General features: G+C 63.3%; 2 protein-coding genes. Both read left to right on the top strand.

The genetic code is table 11. The features are described 5' to 3' along the window. Window positions 1–253: 253 nt before the first annotated feature. Window positions 254–1,549: an efflux RND transporter periplasmic adaptor subunit gene (locus tag VGG64_03925; GenBank protein HEY1598722.1), complete on the top strand. Its 1,296-nt coding sequence runs from the start codon at window positions 254–256 to the stop codon at window positions 1,547–1,549. A gap of 6 nt (window positions 1,550–1,555) precedes the next feature. Continuing rightward, window positions 1,556–2,559 (top strand): efflux RND transporter permease subunit (locus tag VGG64_03920; protein HEY1598721.1); only part of this gene is annotated, 1,004 nt, incomplete at its 3' end.

Raw genomic sequence — 2,559 nt, 5'->3', positions numbered from 1 at the left:
GTGCGTCCGGGAGGCGATTTGACCGTGTCATTTGACAACCAGCGCCACTATCGTGGCCGTCAGGTTCCCCCTCCGCCCGTGCTGTGTCAACCGCCGGACCACGCTGGGCACACATAGCACCGGCATTTTTCATGTATTTTTCATCTTCCGCGCCAATCGTCGGCATAGCTGGCCACCGCCCCGTTGTGAGCGCGGTCGTCGCCAGTCAGAATCAACCAGACAGCTTTTCTTGTCACGACCCTGGTTATTTCCTGTGACGAATTTGACCCTGCAAACCTCTAACCCTTCTCCCCCGCGGGCAACCCGGCACGCCGTGGCGCTTGCGCTACTGGTCGCTACGGGTTGTGGTCGCAGTGCGGGCAAAACGGAAGTGGCGAAAGTTTCGCCCGCCAAAGTGGCCCACACCGTTAGCGAAGCCGACTTGAACACGATTACCCTCACGCCCGAAGCCGTGAGCCATTTGGCAATTGTCACGAAGCTGGTGGAAGCGCGACACGTGAACCGCGTGCGTACTTACGGCGGCGAGCTAATGTTGCCGCCGGGGGCGTCGACGATCGTTTCCGCACCGGTCAACGGCACGCTGCAATCATCCAGTGACCTGCCGATACCGCAGCCGGGAGCCAAGGTGGCGCGCGGACAGCCCATATTCTTGCTGTTGCCGCTGCTCTCGCCCGAGCGCGCCGTGCTCACGCCATCGGAACGAATTCGTTTTGCCGAAGCCAAGAACGCCGTGGCCACCAGTCGCATCGACGCCGAGGGGCTGGTCCAACAGGCCCAGGCGCAAGTCGACGCCGCCAAGATCGCGCTGGATCGTGCCGAGCGGTTGTTGCGCGATCAGGCGGGCACGGTGCGGGCCGTCGACGACGCCAAGGCGCAACTCGAGATCGCCGATAAAGGTCGGCAAGCGGCCCAGTCGCGCAAAACGTTGCTCGAAGACATTCAGCTCGACGAGGTAGCTGGCGAGTTGCGACCGCTCACTCTGGAATCTCCGCAGGATGGCCTGGTGCGCGCCGAGCATGCCGCCGTGGGTCAGGTCGTGGCGGCCGGAGCCATCTTGTTCGAGGTGATGGATTGCGATCCTCTGTGGGTGCGCGTGCCGGTGTATGCGGGCGAGGCGTCCGAGATCCTCGCCGATCGTCCAGCGCGTGTATCGGGCCTGGCCGAAAAAACCTCGGCCCACGGCCACACGGCTAAGCCTATCGCGGCACCGCCGACCGCAACGCCGCTGTCGTCGACGGTGGATCTGTATTACGAATTGCCGAACTCGAGCGGCGAGTTGCGACCGGGCGCACGTGTGAGCGTCGAATTGCCGCAAGGGTCGGAAGTGGAAGCAAGAGTCATCCCTTGGTCGGCCGTGATCCACGACATTAATGGCGGCACCTGGGTCTACGAACAAACCGCGCCGCAAACCTTTGTGCGGCGTCGCGTGCAGATCCGCTTTGTGCAAGGGGACCAGGCGGTGCTGGACATGGGACCGGCCGCGGGAACGGCGGTGGTGGCCGAGGGGGCGATGGAACTGTTTGGCACCGAATTTGGCTTCGGGAAGTAGCGCCGCATGACCTGGCTCGTTACGACTTCGCTGCGGCTGCGCGTGATGGTGATGGCACTTTCGGTTGTGCTGGTGATCTATGGCGCGCGGACGCTGGAGTCCACGCCGCTGGACGTCTTTCCGGAATTCGCTCCGCCATTGGTTGAAATCCAGACCGAGGCGCCGGGCTTGTCGACCGAAGAGGTCGAGAGTCTGATCAGCATGCCGCTCGAGAACGCACTCAACGGCATTCCTTGGCTGAAGACGATCCGCTCGAAGTCGGTGCTGGGACTTTCATCAGTCGTTTTGATTTTCGACAACGGCACCGATCTGATTCGCGCGCGGCAAGTTGTACAGGAACGGCTGGCGGCCGAATCCAGCCGGCTGCCAGCGGTTTGCCGGCCCCCGGTGATGCTTTCACCACTGTCCTCGACCAGCCGGGTGCTGAAAATCGGCATGACCTCGGACACGTTGTCGCAAATGGACATGACAATTCTGGCGCGTTGGACCATCCGGCCGCGCCTCATGGCCATACCCGGCGTAGCCAACGTCGCGATCTGGGGGCAGCGCGATCGTCAGTTCCAGGTGCTGGTCGACCCCGAACGATTGCAAGCCCACGACGTCACACTGGCCGCGGTGGAACGGGCGGCGACCGAAGCCACGGCTTTGGCCAGTGGCGGCTTTTGGGACACGCCCAATCAGCGGATCGCGCTGCGCCAATTGATCGGCATCCGCACGTCGCAAGACCTGGCCGACCGTGTGGTCGACTATCGGGCTGGCGCGCCGCTGCGCTTGGGCGAAGTGGCCGACGTCGTCGAAGGCTTTCCACCGCCAATCGGCGATGCCGTGATCAACGACGGGCCCGGGTTATTGTTGATCGTCGAGAAGCAACCCTGGGGCAATACTTTGGCGGTCACACGTGCGGTCGAGGCGGCGCTCGAAGCGTTGCGTCCCGGGCTGGCCGGAGTGACGATCGACCCGACGATCTTTCGCCCGGCGACGTTTATCGAACGGGCGCTGGAAAACCTCAC

This window comes from Pirellulales bacterium (assembly GCA_036490175.1).
Lineage (GTDB): Bacteria > Planctomycetota > Planctomycetia > Pirellulales > JACPPG01 > JACPPG01.
Note: the sequence above shows the minus strand (reverse complement) of the source record. Positions and strands in the feature narration are given on the sequence as shown.